Genomic DNA, 23,430 nt, shown 5'->3' with positions numbered 1-23,430 from the left:
GCGTCATGGTGGTGGAGGCAGGCGGCAGCACTCGTCAGATTCGGACGATCCACGATCTGGGTGTGCTGCTGGTCGAGGACGATGATTTTACCCGAAAGCTGATCTCGCGCCTGCTTCACGACATCAAGGTGCGGGCGGTGTTCGAGGCGGCGGACGGCATCCAGGCTCTCGACATCCTGCGCAAGAACGGCGGGGACGTGGATGCGGCAATCTGCGACTTGGAGATGCCGCGCATGGGCGGGCTGGACCTGCTGCACGCGCTGCGCACGGCCACAGGCAACCCGCTGGCCGACCTGCCGGTCCTGGTCCTCACCGGCCATCGCGAGGCGGATGTGGTCAAGCGCGCCATTGCCTACGGCATCTCAGGCTATCTGGTGAAGCCGGTGTCGAAGGCCGACCTGACCAAGCGGCTGAGCTTCGCCATCCAGAAGAAGCAATAGGCCGTTTGTCTGGCAGGACCGCCCTTTGCGCGGACCAACCCGCGCTGGCGCTTTGGCCGCCCTTCCTGTAGAAGGGAGATCGATGCCGCCGCGACGCGAAAGGTCCATGGGTTCCTGCCATCCTTCGCCCGGCCCGCTCCGATCCCGTTTCCGGCATCGGGGAGAGCTGTGAGCAAAGACCGACCTCCCGGGTCGTCCCCCAGGTCGAACGACGCCCGTCACCCCGGTGCGGACCGGGCTTGTGCGCGCGTTTCCGACCTGCTGGACGACTTTCTGGCCCGCGGTGACGAGGTTGCCTCCGGCGGCGCCTCGCACTCCTCTTCCGGCGCCGTTTCGCCTGACCGCATATCGTTGGGCGAGGTAATGGATGCGCTGGGCGACCGTGCCTTCGGCGCGCTGCTGCTGATCCTGTCCATCCCCAATGTCCTGCCGGTGCCCGGCCTGTCGACCGCCACCGGCGTGCCGATGATCCTGATCGGCGCCCAGATGGCAGTGGGCCGTCACGGCCCCTGGCTGCCGCGCCGCATGCTGGCGGTCACCTTCGACCGCAAGGCCTTTCTGGGCGTGATCCGCCGGGCCAAACCCTGGGCCGACCGGCTGGAGCGTCGCCTGCGCGCCCGGCTGCCGGCGCTGGCCGGCCCCACCGCCGAGCGCTTCCTGGGGCTGGCGGTGATGGTGCTCGCCGGCATCCTGTCCCTTCCCATCGTCTTCGGAAACCAGCCCCCCGCCCTCGCCATCGCGCTGATCGCGCTGGGGCTGATGGAATCCGACGGAGCTTTCGTGTCGGCCGGCCTCGTCGCCGGCCTTCTTTCCATCGCCATCATCGTCGCCGTTCTGCTCGGTCTCGGGCAGGCGGCGGTCGCCGTGGCGCAACAATTGATCGGTTGAGGGAGCGCCCTTTGGGCATACCGCCATGATTTGGGAATTGTTGGTCATCGTCCTGCTGATCCTCATCAACGCCTTCTTCGCGATGTCGGAGATGGCGCTGGTGTCGGCGCGCCGCGGCCGGCTTCAGCAGATGGCCGAGGAAAAAGGCGGCGCGGGCGCCCGCGCAGCACTGGATCTGTCGGAGGATCCGAGCCGCTTCCTGTCGACCGTGCAGGTCGGCATCAGCCTGACCGGCATCATCGCCGGCGCCTATGGCGGCTCCACCCTTGCCGAACGGCTGGGCGGCGTCCTGAACGAGCGGGTCGAGTGGATCGCGCCCTACGGCCACACCGTCGCCTTCGCGCTGGTGGTCGCCGCCATCACCTATTTCTCGCTGATCATCGGCGAACTGGTGCCCAAGCGCGTGGCGCTGATCTCGGCGGAGCGCATCGCCGCCCTGGTGGCCGCGCCGATGCGGACGATCGCGCGCGTGTCCGCCCCGGTGGTTTGGCTGCTGGGCGTGTCGAGCGACGCGGTGTTGAAGCTTCTGCGCCTGCCGACCTCGCGCGAGCAGACGGTGACGGAGGAGGAGGTCAAGACCCTCATCGCCGAAGGCACCCAGAGCGGTGTCTTCGAGCCGGCCGAACGCCAGATGATCGAGGGCGTGATGCACCTGTCAGACCGGACGGTGCGCTCGATCATGACCCCGCGCCCCGACCTGATCTGGCTGGACATCGACGACACGCCGGAAATGGTCGGCCGCGAGATCTGCGATAGCGGCTATTCCCGCTTCCCGGTCTGCCGCGGCGATGTGGACGAGTTGCAGGGCGTGGTGGCCGCCAAGGCCCTGCTCGACCAGTCGCTGAACGGCATCGCCTTCGACCTGAAGGCGGCAATGGTCCAGCCGCTGGTCGTCCATGACGGCACGCCGGTCTTCCGCCTTCTCGACCTGTTCAAGCAGGCCAGCGTCCACATGGCGATCGTGGTGGACGAATATGGCAGCGTCGAGGGTTTGGTCACCATGACCGACATCCTGGAGGCCATCGCCGGCGAACTGCCCGACAGCACCCACGAGGGCGAGGCCGCCGCCATCCAGCGCGAGGACGGCAGCTGGCTGGTCGACGGCATGACCCCGGTGGAGGAGGTCGAGGCTCTAGTCGGCGTCAAGAACATGAAGGGGGAGGGCGATTTCCACACCATCGCCGGCTTCCTCCTCGATCATTTCGGCCATATTCCGACCGCGGCGGAGCATCTGTTCTGGAACGGCATCCGTTTCGAGGTCGTCGACATGGACGGCCGCCGCATCGACAAGGTGCTGATCCAGCTGAACCCGGAGATTTCGGAGGGGTGAGGGGGGTCGGCGTTTTGCGACGCCAGACTCCCACCTACCCTCGCCCGCTCTCAGCGGACCTATGGTCCGCCTGCCGCGTCAGCACAAAGCTCTGCTTTGTGCGAGAGTTGGGCGGGGGAGGGACTGCCGCCACCCTCCCCCTCAAGCGCTTGTTCCCTCCCCCGCCCAGCGGGGGAGGGGTAGGGTGGGGGTTTAACGCCGCAGGAATGGATGCCCCCGCCCAACCCCCCTCAATGCACCGCCGTCCCCCCGCCGCAGAACCGCGCGCCCTCGTCCCCGTTCGTCATTCGCACCGCCTGCACCAAGTCGCGCACCTCTTCGGTCAGGTCGTCCGCGCTCCAACCATGCCCGTCGGCGCCGGCAACCACCAGCAGGCGCAGGGTGGTCCGCAGCAGGTCGCCGGCCTCCCAACCGTTGGAGCGTTCCGCCTCGCGCGCCATGTGCAACAGACCGGTGGCGCAGTTCAGGACCTCGGGGTCGACCTTCATCGGGCGCTCCTCCTTGCTCGCGGGGGGAGATACGGCCACACCGTCGCCTTCGCGCTGGTGGTCGCCGCCATCACCTATTTCTCGCTGATCATCGGCGAACTGGTGCCCAAGCGCGTGGCGCTGATCTCGGCGGAGCGCATCGCCGCCCTGGTGGCCGCGCCGATGCGGACGATCGCGCGCGTGTCCGCCCCGGTGGTTTGGCTGCTGGGCGTGTCGAGCGACGCGGTGTTGAAGCTTCTGCGCCTGCCGACCTCGCGCGAGCAGACGGTGACGGAGGAGGAGGTCAAGACCCTCATCGCCGAAGGCACCCAGAGCGGTGTCTTCGAGCCGGCCGAACGCCAGATGATCGAGGGCGTGATGCACCTGTCAGACCGGACGGTGCGCTCGATCATGACCCCGCGCCCCGACCTGATCTGGCTGGACATCGACGACACGCCGGAAATGGTCGGCCGCGAGATCTGCGATAGCGGCTATTCCCGCTTCCCGGTCTGCCGCGGCGATGTGGACGAGTTGCAGGGCGTGGTGGCCGCCAAGGCCCTGCTCGACCAGTCGCTGAACGGCATCGCCTTCGACCTGAAGGCGGCAATGGTCCAGCCGCTGGTCGTCCATGACGGCACGCCGGTCTTCCGCCTTCTCGACCTGTTCAAGCAGGCCAGCGTCCACATGGCGATCGTGGTGGACGAATATGGCAGCGTCGAGGGTTTGGTCACCATGACCGACATCCTGGAGGCCATCGCCGGCGAACTGCCCGACAGCACCCACGAGGGCGAGGCCGCCGCCATCCAGCGCGAGGACGGCAGCTGGCTGGTCGACGGCATGACCCCGGTGGAGGAGGTCGAGGCTCTAGTCGGCGTCAAGAACATGAAGGGGGAGGGCGATTTCCACACCATCGCCGGCTTCCTCCTCGATCATTTCGGCCATATTCCGACCGCGGCGGAGCATCTGTTCTGGAACGGCATCCGTTTCGAGGTCGTCGACATGGACGGCCGCCGCATCGACAAGGTGCTGATCCAGCTGAACCCGGAGATTTCGGAGGGGTGAGGGGGGTCGGCGTTTTGCGACGCCAGACTCCCACCTACCCTCGCCCGCTCTCAGCGGACCTATGGTCCGCCTGCCGCGTCAGCACAAAGCTCTGCTTTGTGCGAGAGTTGGGCGGGGGAGGGACTGCCGCCACCCTCCCCCTCAAGCGCTTGTTCCCTCCCCCGCCCAGCGGGGGAGGGGTAGGGTGGGGGTTTAACGCCGCAGGAATGGATGCCCCCGCCCAACCCCCCTCAATGCACCGCCGTCCCCCCGCCGCAGAACCGCGCGCCCTCGTCCCCGTTCGTCATTCGCACCGCCTGCACCAAGTCGCGCACCTCTTCGGTCAGGTCGTCCGCGCTCCAACCATGCCCGTCGGCGCCGGCAACCACCAGCAGGCGCAGGGTGGTCCGCAGCAGGTCGCCGGCCTCCCAACCGTTGGAGCGTTCCGCCTCGCGCGCCATGTGCAACAGACCGGTGGCGCAGTTCAGGACCTCGGGGTCGACCTTCATCGGGCGCTCCTCCTTGCTCGCGGGGGGAGATTGGATGGTATGACTAACAATAATTGGGGCGCGGCCTTGGTCTGTCAAACACGTCCTTCGGAAGTAGTGGAAAGTACCTAAGTACCGTCTGCCTGCCGTCACTCTTCCAGCGGCGGCAGGCGGGAAACGAAACGACCTTTAACGCCCTGGGGCCATTGCTTGAACGGAACGATCCCATCCGCGGTCGCCGCATAGGCACGCAGATAGGCGGTCAGCGTTTCCGCCGTCACTTCGTCCGGGGCGAAGTCGCCCAGCACATAGCTCATCCGCCGGGCCGAGCGCACCGCGACGGCGCAAGGGCGCTTGCAACTCATCAGGCAGCGCATCGGCCGCAGCCGCACCTGGGCGGCCAGATCGGGGGCGTCTGCCAGCGCCCGCTCCATCAGCGCCACCAGCTCCGTCCCCGGACGGACGGCGTCGGGCGGGTCTTCCGGACGGCGGCAGGTTTCGCAGACGACAAGCTCGACGGTCATGCTTGGGCTTTCTGGAAATTTCCGGTTCTTGCGGACCGACAGCTAGAGGCCGGTTCGGACGCTGTCAACGCGCTTGCGGCTTGCCAAGCATCGCCAAACTCCCGACGATGCGGTCGGGCGGACTCCAAGGGATGGAACGGCGGACGGGCATGAGCGCGAGGCAACGGATCGTCCGTGAACGCCGGCAGTACAACCAGCTCGCCGCCGATCAGACCATGGAGGACTATGCGCTCCGCTACACGGCGGAGCGGGCGCGGCGCTGGACCGCCTGGCGCGTCGCCAACACGGCGCTGGGCGCCATCTCCTTTCTGGCCTGTGAGGCGATCGGCGCGGCGGTGACGCTGACCTACGGCTTCGAGAACGCCATGGCCGCCATCCTGGCGGTGGCCGTGCTCAGCATCCTGGTCGGCCTGCCCATCACCTATCACGCGGCCAAGGCCGGGGTGGACATCGACCTGCTGGCCCGCGGGGCCGGCTTCGGCTATCTCGGCTCGACCATCACCTCGCTGGTCTACGCCTCCTTCACCTTCATCCTGTTCTCCATCGAGGCCAGCATCATGTCGGCCGGGCTGACCATGGTGCTGGGCATCCCAGCCTCGGTCGCCCACGTCATCAGCTCGCTGGCGGTGATCCCCATCGCCGTCTACGGCATCCGCTTCATCAGCCGCATGCAATGGGCGACGCAGCCGGTGTGGATCCTGCTGCAATGCGTGCCGCTGGCCTATTTCTTCCTGCTCGACCGCGAGACACTGGCGCAATGGACATCGCTGCCGGGCGTCTATGCGCCGGAGGGCGGGCTGTCGCTGCTGCCCTTCGGCATGGCGGCCTCGGTTCTGCTGTCGCTGCTGCCGCAGATCGGCGAACAGGTGGACTATCTGCGCTTCCTGCCCTCCCAGGCCCGCATCGGGCGCTTGCGCTGGTGGGCGGCGATGCTGGCCGGCGGGCCGGGCTGGGTGCTGATCGGCAGCCTGAAGCTGGCGGCGGGCTCGCTGCTGGCCTTCCTCGCGCTGAAGCACGGCATGCAGCCGGCGGACGCGGTGCAGCCCAACAGCATGTACCACATGGCCTTCCTCGACGTGTTCGGGTCGCCCGCCGTGGCGCTGGCGCTGACCGGCATCTTCGTCGTGGTCTGCCAGATGAAGATCAACGTCACCAACGCCTATGCCGGCTCCATCGCCTGGTCGAACTTCTTTTCCCGCCTGACCCGCAGCCACCCCGGCCGCGTCGTCTGGCTGGTGTTCAACGTGCTGCTCGCCCTGCTGCTGATGGAGATCGGCATTCTCGGCGTGATCGAGAGCATCCTCGGCCTCTACGCCAACGTCGCGGTGGGCTGGCTGGGTGCGGTCGCCGCCGATCTAGCCATCAACAAACCTCTCCGCTTCAGCCCGCCGGGGATCGAGTTCAAGCGCGCCCATCTCTACGACATCAATCCGGTCGGCACCGGGGCGATGGGCTTGTCGGTGCTGTGTTCCACCACCGCCTTCTTCGGGCTGCTGGGGCCGGTGGCGCAGGCGCTGGCCCCCTTCATCGGGCTGGTGGTCGCCTTCGCCGCCGCCCCGCTGATCGCCTGGAAGACCAAGGGCCGCTATTACATCGCCCGCAAGTCCGACCCTCTGCCCGGCGATGGCGCGACCGTCCGCTGCTCGATCTGCGAGAACCACTTCGAGCGGCCGGACATGGCCTTTTGCCCGGCCTATGACGCGCCGATCTGCTCGCTCTGCTGCACGCTGGAGGCGCGCTGCCACGACCTGTGCAAGACCGACAGCCGCTTCGCCGACCAGATCGCCCACAGCCTGCAGCGGATGCTGCCCAAGCGGATGGCGGCCGGGGTCCACACCCGCACCGGCCATTTCATCGGGGTGATGACGCTGTTCTCGCTGGTGCTGGGCGGGGTGCTGGTGGTCATCGACTTCCAGTACGCCAATGCCGACGCGGCGGAGCGGGCGGCGATCCACACCGCGCTGTTCACGGTCTTCGTCTGCCTGTTCATCCTGTCCGGCGTCGCCGCCTGGCTGCTGGTCCTTGCCCATGAGAGCCGCCGCAAGGCGGAGGAGGAAACCGCCCGCCAGACCGCCATGCTGATGGACGAGATCGCCGCCCACGAGCGCACCGATGCCGCCTTGCAGAAGGCCAAGGAGGTGGCGGAGGCCGCCAACGCCGCCAAGAGCCGCTACATCATCGGTGTCAGCCACGAGATCCGCGCACCGCTGAACGCGATCTCCGGCTATGCCCAGCTTCTGGAGAGCAACAGCACCCAGCGCCCGCAGGACGCCGTCCGCGTCATCCGCCGCAGTGCGGAGCATCTGTCGAACCTGATCGACGGGCTGCTGGACATCTCGAAGATCGAATCGGGCCTGCGCCGGCTCAGCCGCGACAAGGTGCAGCTGATCGACTTCCTCGACCAGCTGGCCGACATGTTCCGCATCCAGGCCTCGGCCAAGGGACTTGAGTTCCGCTATGCCCGCGTGCCGCACCTGCCGGTCTGGGTCCACACCGACAGCAAGATCCTGCGCCAGATCCTGATCAACCTGCTGTCGAATGCGGTGAAATACACCGAGACCGGCCATGTCGCGCTGAATGTCCGCTACCGCAGCCAGATCGCCGAGTTCGAGATCGCCGACAGCGGCATCGGCATTCGGGAGGAGGACCTCGACCGCGTCTTCGAACCGTTCGAGCGCGGGCGCGGCGCGGCGGTGCGGGCGGTGGCCGGCACCGGCCTCGGCCTCACCATCACGCGGGTGCTGACCCGGATCATGGGCGGCGACATCGCCCTGCGCAGCACACTGGGGCAGGGCAGCGTCTTCACCGTCCGCCTGCTGCTGTCGGAAGCCATGCACCGGCCGGGCGAGCAGGCGGAGCGGCGTTCCATCACCGGCTATGCCGGGCCGCAGATCACCATTCTGCTGGCCGACGACGACCGCGACCATCTGGCGCTGATGACCGACATCCTGCGCCCGCTGGGGTTCGTGCTGTTCACCGCGTCGGACGCCGCGTCCTGCCTGGAGCTGGCGGCGCAGTGCAAGCCGGACCTCGCCATGCTCGACATCTCCATGCCGGGAGAGAGCGGTTGGGACGTGGCGGATGGGCTGCGCCGGCAGTTCGCCGACCGCATCCGCATCGTCATGGTGTCCGCCAACGCCTACGAGGCGCAGGGGCCGGGAGACGGCCGGGCGCCGCACGACGCCTTCGTCGCCAAACCCATCGAGATTCACGCCCTGCTCGACCGCATCCAGGCGCTGACCGGGCTGGAATGGATCCATGCCGCGGAAAAGCCGCCGGAACCGCTTGCGCCGGCGCCGGTGGCGGTCAAGCCTGCAGAGGCGTCCCCCGCTCCCGTCGTCGCGGCGGCCCCCGCCCGCCCGCCGGACTCGGCGCTGCGTCATCTCGACGACCTGCGCCAGCTGGGCCGGATCGGGTACATTCGCGGGATTGAGGCCAAGCTGCGCGAGATCGAGGCGGAGGACGCGGCCGCAACGCCCTTCGTCGAACGGCTGCGGACCCTGGTGCGCGCCTTCGACCTGAAGGGCTATATGCGTGCGGTGGAAGAGGCCGCCGAAGGCGACGGCAAGGGAGCGAGGGGAGAGGCAGTGGACGGGGCCGTGACAGGATGAAGCGCCGCGACATGATCCTGGTGGTGGACGACACCCCCGACACGCTGGGATTCCTGACGGAGGCCATCGAACAGGCCGACCTGACCGTGCTGGTCGCCGTGGACGGCGAAAGCGCGCTGGATCTGGTCGGCCAGATCACGCCGGACCTGATCCTGATGGATGCCGTCATGCCGGGGTTGGACGGTTTCGAAACCTGCCGCCGGCTGAAGCAGATCCCCCATTTGTCGCACCTTCCCGTGATCTTCATGACCGGCCTCAGCGACACCGAGCATGTGGTGAAGGGGCTGGAGGCCGGCGGCGTCGATTACGTCACCAAGCCCATCGTGGTGGACGAGCTGATCGCCCGCATCCGCGTCCACCTGACCAACGCCCGCGTCGCCTACGGCGCCCGCGCCGCGCTGGACGCCACCGGCCGCTTCCTGCTGGCGACGGACGGGGAGGGGAGGCTGCTGTGGTGCACCCCCCAGGCGGAACGTCTGCTGGGCGGGCTGCTGCCCGGTGCGGACGGCGTGCGCCCGGCTTTGGCGGCCACGCTGGCCGCCGGTCTGGTCCGTCTGAGGCAGGCGGCCGGCTCCGGCCTCGGCGCCGCGGCGGAGAGCTTCGCGCTCGACCTGCCGGACGGCGAGGGCGTGCGCCGGCTGGAATTCACCTATCTCAGCCCGGCCAACCCGGACGAATACCTGTTCCGCCTCAGCGAACCGGCCGCCGGCCGCCAGGAGGCGATCCTGCGCGACGCGCTGGGCCTGACCGTGCGCGAGGCGGAGGTCCTGCTGTGGATCGCCAACGGCAAGCCCAACCGCGACATCGGCGAGATCCTGGGCATCAGCCCGCGCACGGTGAACAAGCATCTGGAACAGGTCTTCGCCAAGCTGGGCGTCGAGAACCGCGCCTCCGCCGCAGCTCTGGCGATCCGCACCCTGGCGGCACGGGGATGAGCGGATCCCCTCTCCCCCCGGCTACGGAATTCACACATCTCGCGCTTGCAGGAAGGTTTGCAGCTTGGAATTGAGAAAAGCCTCTCTCCCCTTGCGGGAGAGGGGTTGGGGTGAGGGGCGCAAATCTGATTTCCACCGGCTTTCAGCCGGTCGCACCCCTCATCCCAACCCTTCTCCCGCAAGGGGAGAAGGGATTTTCTCCACCGGTGGTTGCCGCTATTTCGCAGAGGCGAGATGTGTGAATGCCGTAGCCCTCCGGGGAGAGGGTTAGGGTGAGGGGGAAGCGTGGCGGCCCTTCACCGAGAATCCACCCATGTGCATCCCCCTCACCCCGACCCTCTCCCCGGGGGGGAGAGGGAGATTTATGCTCTCTACGCCCCCAGTACTTTGTCCACCGTGATCGGCAGGTCGCAGAGGCGCTTGCCGGTGGCGTGGAAAATGGCGTTGGCGATGGCGGCGGGGACGCCGACGATGCCGATCTCGCCGACGCCCTTGGCGCCCAGCGGGTTGACGATGTCGTCATGCTCCTCGACAAAGATGACGTCGATGTCGTGGACGTCGGCGTTCACCGGGATGTGATACTCGGCAAAGTCGTGGTTCATGAAGCGGCCGAGCCGCTGGTCGGTCATCGACTCCTCCTCCAGGGCCATGCCGATGCCCCACACCACGGCACCCAGCACCTGGCTGCGCGCCGTCTTCGGATTGATGATGCGGCCGGCGGCGACCGCGCTGACCACCCGCGTCACCTGCACGGTGCCCAGATCCTCGTCCACCCGCACCTCCGCGAAGATGGCGGAGTGGGTGCCGAGCGCATGCTGCATCTGCGACTTGTAATAGGGGATGGAGCGCGCCTCGTCCTCCAGCACCAGCAGATCGTTGGCGCGCATCACCTCGGTGATCGACATGCGCCAGGACGGATCGGCCTTGGCGATCAGGAAGCCATCGGTGAAGACCAGATCGTCGGCCTTCAGCCCCTTCAGCGGCCCGTCGTTCAGCCCCACCGCCAAGCCGGCGAGCTTGTCGCGCAGCCGGTCGCAGACGGCCTTCACCGCCGAGCCGACCGACGACACCGTCCAGGATCCGCCCTGCAGCGGCGCCATCGGCAGGTTGCTGTCGCCCAGCTGGAACGACACCCTGTCGATGGGCAGGCCCAGGATGTCTGCGGCGATCTGGGTCATCGCCGTGTAGGTGCCGGGGCCGATGTCGGCAGTGGCGCTGCCGACCGTCAGAGTGCCGTCGATGCCGAGCCGGGCCGATGCCGCCGCCTGCCCCTGCATCGCATCCCACACGCCGGACGCCATACCCCAGCCGATCAGCTGCCGCCCCTCCCGCATGGAACGGGGAGTATGGTTGCGCTTGTGCCAGCCGAAGCGCTCCGCTCCCTGCGTGAAGCAGGCGCGCAGTTCCTTGCTGGAGAAGGGCTTGTCCGTGTTGGGATCGACCTCGGTGTAGTTCTTCAGCCGCAATTCCAGCGGGTCCATGCCCAGCTTGGCCGCCAGCTCGTCCATGGCGATCTCCAGCGCCGGGACGCCGGTCGCCGCACCGGGGGCGCGCTGGTCGAGCGGGGTGTGGGTGTCCATCCGCGCCAGCTTGTAGTCCAGCCGGACATTGTCGCACCTGTACTGCTGGCCCGACCAGTTGACGACGACCTCAACATAGTTCTCGCTCTGCGAGGTCTCCTGCACCGCCTCGTGGATCATGGCGGTCAGCGTTCCGTCCTTGCGGGCGCCCAGCGCCACGCGCTGCAGGGCTTCGGGCCGGTGGCCGAAGCTGAACATCTGCGGCCGCGACAGCTCCACCCGCACCGAACGCTTCAGCGTGGTCGCCGCCAGCACCGCCATGAACAGCTGGTGCTGCGGTCGCAGGCCCGAGCCGAAGGCGCCGCCGACGAAGGGCGAGATCACCCGCACCGCGTCCTTGGACAGGTTGAAGACGTTGCAGACATAGGTCTGGGTGTTCAGCGGCCCCTGGGTCTTGTCATGAACGGTCAGGGTGCCGTCATTGTGGTGGATGACGGTGGAGGCGTGCATCTCCATCGGGTTGTGGTGCTCGACCGCCTGGGTGAAGTGCAGGTCGATGCTGACCTCCGCCTCGGCCAACGCCCGGTCGGCATCGCCGCGCGGTTTCGGCGGCGGCTGGAACCCGCCCTTGTCCTTGCCGGGGGTGAAGGCCTGGGCCTGCGCCGCATGCAGGTCGGTCTGGTGTTCGTCGGCCTCATAAACGACATGGATCAAACGGGCGGCGTAGCGTGCCAGCTCGAAGCTTTCCGCCACCACCAGCGCGATGGGCTGGAGCGCATGGTGGATCGTTGCGTCGTACAGCGGGCGGAAGGGCGAGCCCTTGGGCGCATCGTCGTCCTTCCACTTGCGGTCGAACCAGGGCAGGCTCGGCCGGTTCTCGTGGGTGAAGACCTGGAAAACGCCGGGCAGAGCCAGTGCCTTTGAGATATCCATGCTCAGGATGCGCCCGCGGGCGATGGCGCTCGACAGGATGTAGCCGTGAGCGAGGCCGGGCGTGTTGAACTCGGCCGCGTATTTGGCGCCGCCGGTCACCTTCAGCCGGCCGTCGACGCGGCTGACGGGCTTGCCGATCTGGGCGCCGGGATTGTCCAGAGGATCGGGGATGCTGGGTTTGGCGATCATGGGTGCTCCACTCCGGCGGCTTCGGCCAGCGCCCGGACGATGGCGCGCTCGGCAAGTCCGATCTTGAAGGCGTTGTGGGACTGGCCCTTGGCGTCGTGCAGCAGCACGCGCGCCGCCTCGGCGAATGTCTCCAGCGAGGCCGGCTTGCCGGCTAGCTCGGCTTCGGCCGCCGGGTCGCGCCAGGGCTTGTGGGCGACGCCGCCGAGAGCCAGCCGCGCGGTGCGGATCGTCTGCCCGTCCATCTCCAGCGCCGCCGCCACCGACACCAGCGCGAAGGCGTAGGAGGCGCGGTCGCGCACCTTCAGATAGGTGGAGTGTTTGGCGAAGCCCTCCGCCGGCAGGTCGATGGCGGTGATCAGCTCGTCGGCCGCCAGTGTGCTGTCGATGTGCGGGGTGTCGCCGGGTAGGCGGTGGAAGTCGGCGAAGGGGATGATCCGCTCGCCCTTCGGGCCGCTGACGCGCACCACCGCCTCCAGCGCCGCCAGCGCGACGCACATGTCCGACGGATGGACGGCGATGCAGTGGTCGCTGGCGCCCAGGATGGCGTGGATGCGGTTGACGCCGGTCAGCGCGCCGCAGCCGGTGCCCGGCTCCCGTTTGTTGCAGGGGGTGCCGGTGTCGTAGAAGTAATAGCAGCGCGTCCGCTGCAGCAGGTTGCCGCCGTTGGTCGCCATGTTGCGCAGCTGCGCCGACGCTCCCGCCAGGATCGCCTTGGACAGCATCGGATAGCGCGTCTGCACCCGCTCGTCATAAGCGGTGTCGGCGTTGCGGGCGAGCGCACCGAGCCGCAGCCCGCCGTCCCCCCCGGAGTCACCGATCTCCTCGATCCGGTCGAGGCCGAGGCGCGAGATATCGACCAATCGCTCCGGCCGCATCACGTCGGCTTTCATCAGGTCCAGCAGGTTGGTGCCGCCGGCGACGAACTTCACCGCCGCCTCGGTCGTCGTGCCCGGCTGTCCCGCCACGCCGCGCAGCGCCGCATCGACGTTGTCGGGTCGGTCGTAGGAGAAGGCTCTCATGGCTTGCCTCCATCCTTGGATTGCCCATCCATCACCTGCCGGATCGCCGCGACGATGTTGGGGTAGGCGCCGCAGCGGCACAGATTGCCGCTCATCAGCTCGCGGATGTCGTCGTCGGTCTTTGCATGGCCCTCCTCCAGCATGCCGACGGCGGAGCAGATCTGGCCCGGCGTGCAGTAGCCGCATTGGAAGGCGTCATGTTCGACGAAGGCCTCCTGCAGCGGGTGGAGCGTGTCGCCGCTGGCCAGCCCTTCGATTGTCGTGACGGTCCGCCCCTCCATCATCACCGCCAGCGTCAGGCAGGAGTTGATCCGCCGCCCGTCGACCAGCACGGTGCAGGCACCGCACTGCCCGTGGTCGCAGCCCTTCTTGGTGCCGGTCAGGTCGAGATGCAGGCGCAGCGCGTCGAGCAGGCTGGTCCAGGGGGCGACATGCAACGTCCTGCGGCTGCCGTTCAGGGTGAGGGTGACTTCCAACGCTTCCGGCGGAGGCGCCGGCTGCGTTTGGGCATGGCCCCGGGACGCTGGACCTGTTGGCTGGGACATGACCGCTCCGACTGCTGGCAGGGGGTTGCGCCGCCGGCCGCGGTGGTGCAGCGGCGCGTCTTGGCTTGCGGGGGTAACAGCCGCCCTTCCGCTGCGTTCCCTCAGTGGGGATGGTGGCAAACGGCGATCGGGGTCCCATCTGGTGCGTGGTGCGGCGTCCGCTGCCGGCGCCAACCCCATCGCGGAGACCCCTGCCATGAAGCTTTCCGGTTCCTGCCGCTGCGGCGCCGTCCGCTTCACGCTGAACTCGCCGACGCCGGTGCCCTACATGCATTGCTACTGCACGATCTGCCGCAAAAGTGCCGGCGGCGGCGGATACGCCATCAACCTGGGCGGCGATGCCGACACGCTGGAGGTCGAGGGGCGCGAGGCGGTGGAGATGTGGCGCGCGCCCATCGACGACCCCGACCATCCGGGTCATACCCATCCCGGCCCGTCGCACCGGCATTTCTGCAAGCATTGCGGCACCGCGCTGTGGGCGGAGGATCCGGCCTGGCCGGAACTGGTCCATCCCTTCGCCTCGGCCATCGACACGCCGCTGCCAACCCCGCCGGAGCGGGTGCACATCATGCTGGACTTCAAGGCGCCCTGGGTGGAGGTGCCGAGCGGCCCGAACGACGTGCATTTCGCCCGATACCCGGAGGAATCGCTGGAGGACTGGCACCGGCGCCACGGCTTGCTGGACCGCTAGGCGACGCATAATGGCAAGGCTGCTGCGATGGCTGGCGCTGCTGGTCCTGCTGGCGCTGGCCGGGGCGGCGGCCGGCGTGTGGGGCAGGCTGATCGCCGTGCCGCCGCGTTACGATCCCTGGGCTCCGCTCGACCTGCGGGCGGAGCCGGACTGGCTCACCGGTTTCAAGCTGTCGCGGCTGGAGCGCGATCCGGAGCAGTGCCGGGCGGCGCTGGGCAGCACGGAGCTGCGCTTCACTCCTGTGCCCGACCGTGATTCCGGGGAGAATTGCGCCTTGCAGGGGGTTGTGCGGGTGTCGCGCACGGACCTCACCTTCAGCAGCGGCTTTCTCGCCACCTGCGGTCTGGCCGCCGCCTGGACCCTGTTCGAGGCGCACGCCCTGCAACCGGCGGCGCGGAAGCATTTCGGCCAGACGGTGGCGCGGGTGGAGCATCTCGGCACCTACGCCTGCCGCAATGTCTATGGCCGGGCGGAGGGGCGGCGCAGCGAGCATGCCAGCGCCAACGCCATCGACCTCGGCGGCTTCGTGCTGGCCGACGGCACGCGGATCGGCATTCTGAACGACTGGAAGAAGACCGGCGACGACCGCAAGGCCGCCTTCCTGCGCGACGTGCGCGACGGGGCCTGCCGCTTCTTCGACGTGGTGCTGGGGCCTGACTACAACGAGGCGCACCGCAACCACTTCCACTTGGACATGGGCGCCTTCAGCACCTGCCGTTGAGGGGAGAGGCCGAGGGAACCGCCCCATGGGCCTCCTGTTGCTGGGCTCAAGACGACGCGACACGACCCGGCAAGGGAGAGGATCCATGGCACGCACGGCAGCCGACATCCTGGTGGACGTCCTGGTGGATTGGGGGGTGGACACCATCTTCGGCATTCCCGGCGACGGTATCAACGGCGTGGTGGAGGCGCTGCGCCAGCGCAAGGACGAGATCCGCTTCATTCAGGTCCGCCACGAGGAAGCCGCCGCCTTCGCCGCCTGCGGCTATGCCAAGTTCACCGGCAAGCTGGGCGTCTGCCTCGCCACCTCCGGCCCCGGCGGGCTGCATCTGCTGAACGGCCTCTACGACGCCAAGCTGGATCACCAGCCGGTGCTGGCGATCACCGGGCTGCAGTATCACGATCTCGTCGGCACCCACACCCAGCAGGACGTGGAACTGGACAAGGTCTTCCAGGACGTGTCGGTCTTCAACCAGCGCATCATGGGCGCCGCCCATGTCCGCAACATCGCGACGCTGGCCTGCCGCACCGCGCTGGCCCATCGCGGCGTCGCCCACATCACCATCCCGGTCGACCTGCAGGACCAAGCCGCGGGCGACGACATGCGGGCGCCGCGCAACGTCAAGGGCCACAACACCGCCCTGTTCGCTCCCGAACTGCCGGTCCCGTCGGAGGCGGAGATGCGCCGGGCGGTGGAGATCATGGACGCCGGCAAGCGCATCGTCATCCTGGCCGGGCAGGGTGCGCTCAAGGCCACGGACCAGTTGGAACGGCTGGCGGAAAAGACCGGAGCAGTGATCGTCAAGGCTCTGCTCGGCAAGGCGGCGGTGCCGGACGACAGCCCCTACACCACCGGGTCGGTCGGGCTGCTGGGCACCGAACCTTCGCAGACCGCGCTGGAGACCTGCGACACGCTGCTGATCGCCGGCTCCACCTTCCCTTACATTGAATACTACCCGAAGCCGGATCAGGCCCGCGGCATTCAGATCGACATCGACGCCGCCCGCATCGGTCTGCGTTACCCGGTGGAGGCCGGGCTGGTCGGCGACTGCCGGCTGGCGCTGGACATCCTGACCGAGCGGGTGCAGCCGCACGAGGATCGCAGCTTCCTGCAGCAGGCGCAGGCCGGCAAGGCGGAGTGGATGCGCCTGATGGAGGAACGCGGCACCCGCCAGGACATGCCGATGAAGCCGCAGGTGGCGGCTTGGGAACTGGGGAAGCGGCTGACCGACACCGCCATTGTCGCCTGCGACAGCGGCACCATCGCCACATGGTGGGCGCGGCAGATCCCGGTGAAGCGCGGGCAGATGCATTCGCTGTCCGGCAACCTCGCCACCATGGCGCCGGGGCTGCCCTATGCCATCGCCGCGCAGATCGCCTATCCGGACCGGCAGGTGATCGCCTATGTCGGCGACGGCGGATTCTCGATGCTGATGGCCGATTTCGTGACGGCGGTGAAGTACAATCTGCCGGTCAAGGTCATCATCAACAACAACAGCTCGCTCGGCCAGATCAAGTGGGAGCAGATGGCGATGCTGGGCAACCCCGAATATGTCTGCGATCTGCATCCCATCGACTTCGCCAAGGTGGCGGAGGCCTGCGGCGGCAAGGGCTTCACCATCCGCGATCCCAAGGATTGCGGCGCCATCCTGGACGCCGCGCTGGCCCATCCCGGCCCGGTGGTGGTCGACTGCCTGGTGGACGGCAACGAGCCGCCGATGCCGCCCAAGGTGAAGGCCAAGCAGGCTGCCCATTTCGCCGAGGCGCTGGCCCGCGGCACCCCCGACGCGCTGAAGATCGCCGCCACGGTGTTCAAGGACCGCGCGCGAGAAATAATCTGAGGACAAATCAACTTGGCATTGTCAAGTTGGGCTTGGTGGTGGGCGGCAATCCGCCTCACTGCCATCCCGGATATGTCCGCCGGGTGCGACACCGCATCGACGAAAGAAAGGGTTACTGATTGTCGGTTTCCTTATCATTATTGCCGTGAGGTGGGGCAAGAGGTGGAGGAAACCGATGCTCACTCTTCTCTATCGCAGCGATGCCGTCGCTTTGCTGCCCTTCTCGGCATTGGCGGACATCTGTGTACGAAGTTCTTTAAACAACCGGCGTCTGGGCGTCACCGGATTCCTGATCGAGCATGAAGGCACCTTCCTTCAGGTGCTGGAGGGGGAGGCGGATGCCGTCGGTACCTTGTTCGCCCGCATCTCCAGCGACACGCGACACCGCAACCTCGCCATGCTCGGCCGCTGGGAGCGGCCGGAGCGTTCCTTCGGGTTCTGGGCGATGAACTTCGGACCGTTGGACGACCCGGATTTCTGGGACGACGAATTCGCCCTCCTGCGCGACGCCCAGGCGTTCCGGCGCAGGAGTTGCGATCCGGAAACCGCGCTCGCCGTGCTGTGCCGCGCCTATGCCTTCGCCGGCAAGGTCGCGGGGGCGGACCCGGTGATCGGCGACTTCGTGATGGGGCTGTCCCGACCGGTCCGGCAGCCGGTCGGTGTCTGAACACACAAGTCTCTCAAACAATTGACCGCTTGACGGGGTGGCGCGTGTTTGTGCCATCGTCGCACCTCGCCCGGCCAAGGGTGGCCGGTCGCCGAGGAGAACCCCGTCCGATGAACGCCTTGCGGCGTCTGTCCATCCCCGCCCTGCTGCTTGCCCTGCTGGCCGCCATGGTCGCAGCCAAACCCTGGCTGCACGGCCATCTGGAGCCCGTCGTCGGCCGCTCGCTCAGCAACGGACTCGACATCGCGGTCGCATCGGCCGCCTGGTTGATGGCCGCCTGGGGCGGCGCGCGCCTGATCGACCTGCTGGCGGCCGGAAATGGCGGCACCAATCCTGATGGCACGCCCCGGCCGCCCCGTTTTCCACGGCTCTTGGCCGATCTGCTGCGCTTCTTCGTCTATGGCGTCGCGGTGCTGGCGATCCTGGCCTTCGTGCTGGAACAGCCGGTGACCGGGCTGCTGGCGACCTCCGGCGTCGCCATCGCCGTGCTCGGCTTCGCGCTGCGCAACATCATCGCCGACATCTTCGCCGGCATCGCACTGAACATCGAGCACCCCTATCACATCGGCGACTGGCTGGAACTGTCGCCCGGCGTGGCCGGCCGGGTCGACGAGATCAACTGGCGCGCCACGCGCCTGATCGCCGGCGACGGAACCGCCGTCATCGTGCCGAACGGCATCGTCGCCGGCAGCCGCTTCGTCAATTTCAGCCGTCCCAGCCCAGCCTTCCGCGCTTCCGTGCCGATCATGCTGGACTCCGAGGTTCCGGTGGAGCGCGCGAAGCGCATCCTGCTGTCCGCCATGCTCTGCGCCGATGGCGTGCTGTCCACCCCGCGGCCCGACGTGATCGTCGAGGCGGTGACCCCCAACGGCATCTCCTATCAGGCGCGCTTCTGGACCGACGACGGTGGGCGGGTGGCGCTGGTGCGGGATGCCGTGCTGACGGCGGTGCTGGGCAACCTCGCCCGTGTCGGGATCGGGCCGGCCTGTCCGAAGCAGGAGGTTCGCCAGCATCAGCCCGTCCAGGCGGACACCGACATGTTGCGGCACAACCTGCTGCGCCAGCTGCAACTGTTCGACGCCTTCGACGACGAGGAGTTGGGGGCGCTGGCCGAAGCCATGCGCGAGGTCCATCTCCCGGCCGGCACCGCCGCGGTCCGCCAGGGCGAGGCCGGCGAATCGCTGTTCGTGATCGCGGAGGGTGCGTTCGACGTCGAGGTCGCCGCTCCGCCCGCCACCGGCCCAACCTACCCCGATGGCGGCCAGCCTCCCGGCGTGATCCACCTGACCCGCCTTCGGCCGGGCGACCTGTTCGGCGAGATGTCGCTGCTGACCGGCCAGCCGCGCAGCGCCTCGGTCGTCGCCTGCACCGACGCGGTGGTGTTCGAACTGGCGCGCAGCCATCTCGACCCGGTGCTGCGCCAGCGTCCGCAGCTTGCCGAGCGGCTGGCCAACCTGATGGCCGACCGCCAGTCCCGCAACACCGTCGAGCGCAACCGCCAGCAGGGCGTCGCCCCGCCCGCGCCGGTGGAATCGCAAGCCCTGTTGGCCCGGCTGCGCAACTTCTTCAAGCTCTGAGGGGACGCTAACCGTCCCAAAAAGCCTCCCGTCCGGGAACCTTGGACGCTGCCAACCGTTATGCCGCGCGGGTGCCGGTGGTGCATCGAGCGGGAGAAGGGCCGGCATCCACGATCGCTCCCAACGGGTGGCGGCCGCATTCCGCAGCCGGCGCCCCCGGTGTTTGGCCCTTCTTGCGGGTCGAGCGCCCCTTCGTCCTGAACCAACGAGGAGGCTCGACAGCCGATGTGCGGACTGAGTGGCGAGATTCGTTTCAAGACCGGCGAGGCGGCCAGCACGGCGGCGGTCCAGGCCATGTGCGACCGGCTTGCGGCGCGCGGGCCGGACGGCCACGGTGTGTTCGCCCATGGCCGCGTCGCCTTCGGCCATCGCCGGCTGAAAATCATCGACCTCAGCGAGGCATCGCAACAGCCGATGGTGGACTCCGCCCTCGGCCTCGCCATCGTCTTCAACGGCTGCATCTACAATCACCGGGAATTGCGGGAGGAGCTGGCCGGGCTCGGCTACAGCTTTTTCTCCGACGGCGATACCGAGGTCCTGATCAAGGCCTATCACGCCTGGGGGCCGGATTTCGTCAAGCGCATGAACGGCATGTTCGCCTTCGCCATCCACGAGCGCGACAGCGGCCGCGTCGTGCTGGGCCGCGACCGGCTGGGCATCAAGCCGCTCTACCTCGCCGACATTCCGGGCGGTCTGCGCTTCGCCTCCTCCCTGCCGGCCTTGGTGGCGTCAGGCGGCATCGACACCGACATCGACCCGGTGGCGCTGCATCATTACATGAGCTTCCACGCAGTCGTCCCGGCGCCGCACACCATCCTGAAAGGCGTGCGCAAACTTCCCCCCGCCACCACCCTGATCGTCGAGCCGGACGGCACCCGGCGCGAGACCACCTATTGGTCGCTGAATTTCGGTCCGCAGGTCGGCGACGAGGGCCGCGACTTCGCCGACTGGCGCGAACTGGTGCTGGAGACGCTGACCCGCGCCGTCCGCCGTCGGCTGGTTGCCGACGTTCCGGTCGGTGTCCTGCTGTCGGGCGGGCTGGACAGCTCGCTCATCACCGCGCTGCTGGCCGAGAACGGGCAGAGCGGGCTGAAGACCTTCTCCATCGGTTTCGAGACAGTCGGTGACGAGCGCGGCGACGAGTTCCAGTATTCCGACATCGTCGCCAAGCATTTCGGCACCGACCACAACCGCATCTTCGTCGATTCCGCTCGTGCCCTGCCGGAACTGCGCGACTGCGTGCGCGCGATGTCGGAGCCGATGGTCAGCCACGACAACATCGGCTTCTTCCTGCTGTCGCAGGAGGTGGCGAAGCAGGTGAAGGTGGTTCAGTCGGGGCAGGGCGCCGACGAGGTCTTCGGCGGCTATCACTGGTATCCGCCGCTGCTGGACAGCAAGGATGCGGTGGGCGACTACGCCCGTGTCTTCTTCGACCGCGACCATGCGGAGATGGCGGAAGCTCTCGACCCGCGCTTCCTCGGCGAGGACCATTCCCGCCGCTGGCTGGAACGGCAGTTCGCCATGCCCGGTGCCGAGCGGCCGGTGGACAAGGCGCTGCGGCTCGACACCACGGTGATGCTGGTCGATGACCCGGTGAAGCGGGTCGACAACATGACGATGGCGGCCGGGCTGGAAGCGCGCGTGCCCTTCCTCGATCACGAGCTGGTCGAGCTGGCGGCCCGCATCCCGGCCGAAATGAAGCTGGCCGAGGGCGGCAAATACGTCCTGAAGGAGGCGGCGCGCCGCGTCATCCCGGCCGAGGTGATCGACCGGCCGAAGGGCTATTTCCCTGTGCCGGCGCTGAAATACCTGCGCGGCCCCTTCCTGGAACTGGTGCGCGACGTGCTGAGCGCTCCGGCGGCGCGCGAACGCGGCCTGTTCCGGCGCGACTATCTGGACCGGCTGCTGGCCGACCCGGAACGCCACATCACGCCGCTGCGCGGATCGAAGTTGTGGCAGGTCGCGCTTCTGGAGTTCTGGTTCCAGGAACAGGGCCTGTAAGTCATTTGAATCGGGAACAGCCGCCTTCGGCTGAGGAAGCCCTTCTCCCGCAAGGGGAGAGGGGCTTTCCTGGCCTGTGGCGGATATCCCATAGGCAACGACCGCTCCGCCACCAAATCGGCGAAGAACCGCATCCGACGATCAGGGGGACCCCATGAGCTATGCCCGAGTGAAACCGCACCGGCTGGAGCGCGCCGCCAGCGCCAGCCTGCGCCACACCCGGCGCTACACCGGCCGCCCGCCGGCTTCCCGGCAGGGGGCCGGGCAGGGCGCGGAGGTCGAGGCGCCGCGCGCCGACGTGGTGGTCGATTGCGGATGGGGCCGGCTGATCTTCGCCCACACCTTCGACGATCTCGACCGCATGATCGACACGCTGCGGCAGGAGGCGCCGGGGACCCGCGACATCGTCTTCTACCTGCAGGACCCGCATGTCGCCCTGTCCCGCGCCCCGCAGGAACTGTTCCTCGACCCTTCCCACACCTTCCGGCTCTGGCTGACCGACTACCGCCCGTCACGGCGTCGGCCCAAGGGCTACAGCGTCCGCCGCCTGCGCACGCGGGAGGATGCGGAAGGCGTACAGCGCATCTATGCCCGGCGGCGGATGGTCCCGGTCTCCTCCTCCTTCCTGGTGGCGACGCGCAACAGCCGGGTGCTGACCCATTTCGTCGCCTGCGACGACGCCACCGGCGAGATCATCGGCTCGGTGACAGCGGTGGACCATGGCCATGCCTTCGGCGATCCGGAGAATGGCAGTTCGCTCTGGTGCCTCGCGGTCGATCCGCAGGCATCCTTTCCGGGCATCGGCGAGACGCTGGTCCGCACGGTGGCGGAGCATGTCCAGGCGCGCGGCCGCGCCTTCCTCGACCTGTCGGTTCTGCACGACAACGAGAATGCCATCGCGCTCTATGAAAAGCTGAATTTCCGCCGCATCCCCGCCTTCGCGTTGAAGACGAAGAACCCGATCAACGAGCGGCTGTTCACCGGCCCACAGCCTGGCGAGCGGCTGAATCCCTACGCCACCATCATCGTCAACGAGGCGCGGCGGCGCGGCATCGGCGTCGACGTGCTGGATGCGGAGGCCGGCTATTTCTGCCTGACCTGGGGCGGGCGCAGCGTGGTCTGCCGTGAATCCCTCAGCGAACTGACCACCGCCGTCGCCATGAGCCGCTGCGACGACAAGGCGGTGACCCGCCGCGTGCTGGAGCGCGCCTGCCTGAACGTCCCGGCCCAGGCGGTCGCGGGAGAGCCGGCGGAGAATGCCGCTTTCCTGGAGACGCATGGGCGCATCGTGGTGAAGCCGGCCCGCGGCGAGCAGGGCCGCGGCATCACCGTGGACGTGCGCGACGCCGAGACCATGGAGCGCGCCATCGCCTCGGCCCGCCAGCATTGCGACACCGTGCTGCTGGAGCAGTTCTGTGAAGGGCAGGATCTGCGCATCGTCGTCATCGACAAGAAGGTGGTCGCCGCCGCGGTGCGCCGCCCCGCCGAGGTCATGGGCGACGGCACCCACAGCGTGCGCGAACTGATCGAGGCGCAGAGCCGCCGCCGCGCCGCCGCCACTGGCGGGGAAAGCCACATCCCGCTGGACGCCGAGACCGAACGCTGCCTCGCCGCCGCCGGCCGGACGCTGGACGACGTGCTTCCGGCGGGGGAGGTTCTGCCGGTGCGCAAGACCGCCAACCTGCATACCGGCGGCACCATCCACGACGTGACCGACAGCCTGCACCCCGAACTGGTGGAGGTGGCGACAGTCGCCGCCCGTGCGCTGGACATCCCGGTGGTGGGGTTCGACCTGCTGGTGGAATCGCCGGACCGGCCGGGTTACGTGTTCATCGAGGCGAACGAGCGGCCGGGACTTGCCAACCACGAACCGCAGCCGACGGCGGAACGTTTCGTCGATCTGCTGTTCCCGCAGACGCGCGGGGTGTTCTAGGAAGTCCACCCTCTCTCCCCCGGGGAGAGGGAGGGGCCCCGCGCCGGAGGCGTGGCTTGGCTATCCCGGG

19 protein-coding genes are annotated in these 23,430 nt (G+C 68.2%); 13 read left to right on the top strand and 6 right to left on the bottom strand.

Annotated features, from left to right (window positions below):
* The first annotated feature begins 5 nt into the window (after positions 1-5).
* The 3 genes from FZ983_RS15045 (at position 6) to FZ983_RS15035 (ending at position 2,658) form a co-directional block, all read left to right on the top strand.
* Entirely contained in the window at positions 6-440 is a 435-nt protein-coding gene (locus FZ983_RS15045) for a response regulator (RefSeq protein ID WP_149224314.1), read from the top strand.
* A gap of 168 nt (positions 441-608) precedes the next feature.
* Positions 609-1,328, top strand: a complete 720-nt coding sequence (locus FZ983_RS15040; protein ID WP_247883764.1) for an exopolysaccharide biosynthesis protein — start codon at positions 609-611, stop codon at positions 1,326-1,328.
* 25 nt (positions 1,329-1,353) lie between these two features.
* Entirely contained in the window at positions 1,354-2,658 is a 1,305-nt protein-coding gene (locus tag FZ983_RS15035) for a hemolysin family protein (RefSeq protein WP_149224313.1), read from the top strand.
* A gap of 230 nt (positions 2,659-2,888) precedes the next feature.
* Here FZ983_RS15035 and FZ983_RS15025 read toward each other — a convergent pair whose 3' ends face one another.
* Positions 2,889-3,146: a hypothetical protein gene (locus FZ983_RS15025; RefSeq protein ID WP_149224312.1), complete on the bottom strand. Its 258-nt coding sequence runs from the start codon at positions 3,144-3,146 to the stop codon at positions 2,889-2,891.
* Between FZ983_RS15025 and FZ983_RS15020 the strand changes: the two genes are divergently transcribed.
* Positions 3,099-4,187 (top strand): hemolysin family protein, encoded by a 1,089-nt coding sequence (locus FZ983_RS15020; protein WP_282186999.1) that lies wholly within the window; start codon positions 3,099-3,101, stop codon positions 4,185-4,187. The two genes, FZ983_RS15025 and FZ983_RS15020, sit on opposite strands and share 48 nt — an antisense overlap.
* 230 nt (positions 4,188-4,417) lie before the next feature.
* On the opposite strand, the gene FZ983_RS15010 is transcribed toward FZ983_RS15020, so the two are convergent.
* Entirely contained in the window at positions 4,418-4,675 is a 258-nt protein-coding gene (locus FZ983_RS15010) for a hypothetical protein (RefSeq protein WP_149224312.1), read from the bottom strand.
* A gap of 128 nt (positions 4,676-4,803) precedes the next feature.
* On the bottom strand, positions 4,804-5,178 hold the full coding sequence (locus FZ983_RS15005) for a DUF1636 domain-containing protein (protein WP_149224311.1): 375 nt from the start codon (positions 5,176-5,178) through the stop codon (positions 4,804-4,806).
* Positions 5,179-5,327: 149 nt separating this feature from the next.
* Here FZ983_RS15005 and FZ983_RS15000 point away from each other — a divergent pair, with 149 nt between their 5' ends.
* Both FZ983_RS15000 and FZ983_RS14995 read left to right on the top strand, forming a co-directional pair.
* Positions 5,328-8,789, top strand: a complete 3,462-nt coding sequence (locus tag FZ983_RS15000; RefSeq protein WP_149224310.1) for an ATP-binding protein — start codon at positions 5,328-5,330, stop codon at positions 8,787-8,789.
* Positions 8,786-9,724, top strand: a complete 939-nt coding sequence (locus tag FZ983_RS14995) for a response regulator transcription factor (RefSeq protein WP_149224309.1) — start codon at positions 8,786-8,788, stop codon at positions 9,722-9,724. The genes FZ983_RS15000 and FZ983_RS14995 overlap by 4 nt, the downstream gene beginning before the upstream one ends.
* 371 nt (positions 9,725-10,095) lie before the next feature.
* Here FZ983_RS14995 and FZ983_RS14985 read toward each other — a convergent pair whose 3' ends face one another.
* From FZ983_RS14985 to FZ983_RS14975, 3 genes are read right to left on the bottom strand one after another with little or no spacing between them, the layout of a single operon-like run.
* On the bottom strand, positions 10,096-12,366 hold the full coding sequence (locus FZ983_RS14985; protein WP_188092336.1) for a xanthine dehydrogenase family protein molybdopterin-binding subunit: 2,271 nt from the start codon (positions 12,364-12,366) through the stop codon (positions 10,096-10,098).
* Positions 12,363-13,385 carry a xanthine dehydrogenase family protein subunit M gene (locus tag FZ983_RS14980; RefSeq protein ID WP_149224308.1) on the bottom strand — a complete coding sequence of 341 codons (1,023 nt, stop codon included), beginning with the start codon at positions 13,383-13,385 and terminating at the stop codon, positions 12,363-12,365. The genes FZ983_RS14985 and FZ983_RS14980 overlap by 4 nt, the downstream gene beginning before the upstream one ends.
* Positions 13,382-13,861, bottom strand: a complete 480-nt coding sequence (locus tag FZ983_RS14975; protein ID WP_211102913.1) for a (2Fe-2S)-binding protein — start codon at positions 13,859-13,861, stop codon at positions 13,382-13,384. The genes FZ983_RS14980 and FZ983_RS14975 overlap by 4 nt, the downstream gene beginning before the upstream one ends.
* 265 nt (positions 13,862-14,126) lie before the next feature.
* On the opposite strand from FZ983_RS14975, the gene FZ983_RS14970 reads away from it, so the two are divergent.
* The 7 genes from FZ983_RS14970 to ngg all read left to right on the top strand — a co-directional run bounded on the left by FZ983_RS14970 (position 14,127) and on the right by ngg (position 23,360).
* Positions 14,127-14,621, top strand: coding sequence for a GFA family protein (locus FZ983_RS14970; RefSeq protein ID WP_149224306.1), 495 nt, complete (start codon positions 14,127-14,129; stop codon positions 14,619-14,621).
* Between the two features lie 10 nt (positions 14,622-14,631).
* The gene (locus FZ983_RS14965) at positions 14,632-15,342 is read left to right on the top strand and encodes an extensin family protein (protein ID WP_149224305.1); all 711 of its coding nucleotides are present in this window, start codon (positions 14,632-14,634) and stop codon (positions 15,340-15,342) included.
* 85 nt (positions 15,343-15,427) lie between these two features.
* Positions 15,428-17,182 carry a thiamine pyrophosphate-dependent enzyme gene (locus FZ983_RS14960; protein WP_149224304.1) on the top strand — a complete coding sequence of 585 codons (1,755 nt, stop codon included), beginning with the start codon at positions 15,428-15,430 and terminating at the stop codon, positions 17,180-17,182.
* Between the two features lie 175 nt (positions 17,183-17,357).
* Positions 17,358-17,849 carry a BLUF domain-containing protein gene (locus FZ983_RS14955; protein ID WP_149224303.1) on the top strand — a complete coding sequence of 164 codons (492 nt, stop codon included), beginning with the start codon at positions 17,358-17,360 and terminating at the stop codon, positions 17,847-17,849.
* 110 nt (positions 17,850-17,959) lie between these two features.
* Positions 17,960-19,426, top strand: coding sequence for a mechanosensitive ion channel family protein (locus FZ983_RS14950; protein WP_149224302.1), 1,467 nt, complete (start codon positions 17,960-17,962; stop codon positions 19,424-19,426).
* Between the two features lie 225 nt (positions 19,427-19,651).
* Positions 19,652-21,427 carry an N-acetylglutaminylglutamine amidotransferase gene (locus tag FZ983_RS14945; RefSeq protein WP_149224301.1) on the top strand — a complete coding sequence of 592 codons (1,776 nt, stop codon included), beginning with the start codon at positions 19,652-19,654 and terminating at the stop codon, positions 21,425-21,427.
* Positions 21,428-21,581: 154 nt separating this feature from the next.
* The gene (gene ngg, locus FZ983_RS14940) at positions 21,582-23,360 is read left to right on the top strand and encodes an N-acetylglutaminylglutamine synthetase (protein ID WP_149224300.1); all 1,779 of its coding nucleotides are present in this window, start codon (positions 21,582-21,584) and stop codon (positions 23,358-23,360) included.
* Positions 23,361-23,430 lie beyond the last annotated feature (70 nt).

The organism is Azospirillum sp. B21, from assembly GCF_008364825.1.
Lineage (GTDB): Bacteria > Pseudomonadota > Alphaproteobacteria > Azospirillales > Azospirillaceae > Azospirillum.
The sequence above is the reverse complement of the archived record's forward strand: the minus strand, read 5'-3'. Positions and strand labels throughout refer to the sequence as shown.

What these genes read in the sequence shown, in the direction of transcription:
- FZ983_RS15045 (WP_149224314.1), top strand. Translation starts at nt 6, where the DNA reads ATGGTGGTGGAGGCAGGCGGCAGCACTCGTCAGATTCGGACGATCCAC.
- FZ983_RS15035 (WP_149224313.1), top strand. Translation starts at nt 1,354, where the DNA reads ATGATTTGGGAATTGTTGGTCATCGTCCTGCTGATCCTCATCAACGCC.
- FZ983_RS15025 (WP_149224312.1), bottom strand. Translation starts at nt 3,146, where the DNA reads ATGAAGGTCGACCCCGAGGTCCTGAACTGCGCCACCGGTCTGTTGCAC.
- FZ983_RS15010 (WP_149224312.1), bottom strand. Translation starts at nt 4,675, where the DNA reads ATGAAGGTCGACCCCGAGGTCCTGAACTGCGCCACCGGTCTGTTGCAC.
- FZ983_RS15005 (WP_149224311.1), bottom strand. Translation starts at nt 5,178, where the DNA reads ATGACCGTCGAGCTTGTCGTCTGCGAAACCTGCCGCCGTCCGGAAGAC.
- FZ983_RS15000 (WP_149224310.1), top strand. Translation starts at nt 5,328, where the DNA reads ATGAGCGCGAGGCAACGGATCGTCCGTGAACGCCGGCAGTACAACCAG.
- FZ983_RS14995 (WP_149224309.1), top strand. Translation starts at nt 8,786, where the DNA reads ATGAAGCGCCGCGACATGATCCTGGTGGTGGACGACACCCCCGACACG.
- FZ983_RS14985 (WP_188092336.1), bottom strand. Translation starts at nt 12,366, where the DNA reads ATGATCGCCAAACCCAGCATCCCCGATCCTCTGGACAATCCCGGCGCC.
- FZ983_RS14980 (WP_149224308.1), bottom strand. Translation starts at nt 13,385, where the DNA reads ATGAGAGCCTTCTCCTACGACCGACCCGACAACGTCGATGCGGCGCTG.
- FZ983_RS14970 (WP_149224306.1), top strand. Translation starts at nt 14,127, where the DNA reads ATGAAGCTTTCCGGTTCCTGCCGCTGCGGCGCCGTCCGCTTCACGCTG.
- FZ983_RS14965 (WP_149224305.1), top strand. Translation starts at nt 14,632, where the DNA reads ATGGCAAGGCTGCTGCGATGGCTGGCGCTGCTGGTCCTGCTGGCGCTG.
- FZ983_RS14960 (WP_149224304.1), top strand. Translation starts at nt 15,428, where the DNA reads ATGGCACGCACGGCAGCCGACATCCTGGTGGACGTCCTGGTGGATTGG.
- FZ983_RS14955 (WP_149224303.1), top strand. Translation starts at nt 17,358, where the DNA reads ATGCTCACTCTTCTCTATCGCAGCGATGCCGTCGCTTTGCTGCCCTTC.
- FZ983_RS14950 (WP_149224302.1), top strand. Translation starts at nt 17,960, where the DNA reads ATGAACGCCTTGCGGCGTCTGTCCATCCCCGCCCTGCTGCTTGCCCTG.
- FZ983_RS14945 (WP_149224301.1), top strand. Translation starts at nt 19,652, where the DNA reads ATGTGCGGACTGAGTGGCGAGATTCGTTTCAAGACCGGCGAGGCGGCC.
- ngg (WP_149224300.1), top strand. Translation starts at nt 21,582, where the DNA reads ATGAGCTATGCCCGAGTGAAACCGCACCGGCTGGAGCGCGCCGCCAGC.